Below are 1,139 nucleotides of genomic sequence, written 5' to 3'. Positions count from 1 at the left end.
TCCGTTGGCGGCATGAGTGGCGGCTCAAACGAGCATCCACATCGTAAACGCGGCGCAGAGGCAGATCGTGCCCACGACAGTCATCCGGCAAAGAAGCGCTCGGTTCGATCCATGTCGATCACCTTCCAGATCGATCGACGCCCATAAACGTTTAAAGCTGCACGCTGGCTCCTGCTTGCGCGCGTCGTAATCTGTCAGAGCTTACGTCCCATTAGACGGTGTGAGCGCACTCGTGCGACGAACGAAGACGACGCCGATCCACGAGTTGGAGCGTTACATGCGGTGCAAGGATTGTTCGGACGTGCGGGGCTATTGCAGCGGGCAAAACGGACGATCTGTTCTGTCTGTCGCAGAAAGATACCGTTGATGCAGAACCAAAACCAGAATATTCGGGTCGGGATTCGAGTCGTATCGCCCCCAACATGGCAACGACTTTGTACGCTAAAGTACGATCTTCTACGATGTTGTACTCTGACGGCAGCGATTCGAGCGCTCGTACGGATTGTCTCAGCCGCGAAAGCGCGGCGAACCTTCTGAAAGTCAGGTCGATGCCACAAGCGGGCGTTGCGGGACAGCGGGCCCGAAGAAGGGGCGGCCGAGTTCGACCGGCTCGGACGCAGGGGAACGCTTCCTCCTTCTACTGAGGCTGGTCCGGTCCCTTCAGCTTTCGCGTGGGCTGCGATCGAGGTTCGCCGAAAAATAGTCGATCACTTCCGTAGCCTGGGCGTCTTGCCTGAAACCCCGCTGTTCTTCGAAATCGACGGAAGGACCATATGGATGAACTGCTGGCGGCGTACAATGACATCACCGCTTCCGGATTGGGCCCCTCCCAACCGCAATGCGATGCGGCGAAGGCGGAGCAGCGTTCGCTGGCGGAGCCATGCGCAAAGTTCCGTTGTCACGCCGATCTAGCCGGCTTGACCTCTTCCGCATCAGCCACGCGTTCGCTGAGAGGGCGGCTTAAACTCCACGACCTCGTGCTGGTCGCACGGATTAGCTCGCTCATTTTTCTTGACGATTAGCTCAAGCTCGAGAGCCTCGAAGGCGAGTTCATCCGCCAAGCGCTTAAACAGCTCGCGCTTTTCTATGTCCGTCGCTTGCTGGCTCATCAGCATAAACTCTCTGGCGTCAGCGCGGAC

Annotated in this window: 1 protein-coding gene; it reads right to left on the bottom strand. The window is 58.1% G+C overall.

Going from position 1 to position 1,139, the window contains the following annotated elements; all coding sequences use genetic code 11:
• Positions 1 to 932 precede the first annotated feature (932 nt).
• A partial coding sequence (locus ACFQX9_RS33280) for a hypothetical protein (RefSeq protein ID WP_377789586.1) occupies positions 933 to 1,139 on the bottom strand: 207 nt, incomplete at its 5' end.

Source organism: Bradyrhizobium sp. GCM10028915 (assembly GCF_042666195.1).
In the GTDB taxonomy this organism is placed as follows: Bacteria; Pseudomonadota; Alphaproteobacteria; order Rhizobiales; family Xanthobacteraceae; genus Bradyrhizobium; species Bradyrhizobium canariense_D.
This window is presented reverse-complemented; position numbering and strand designations above follow the sequence as displayed.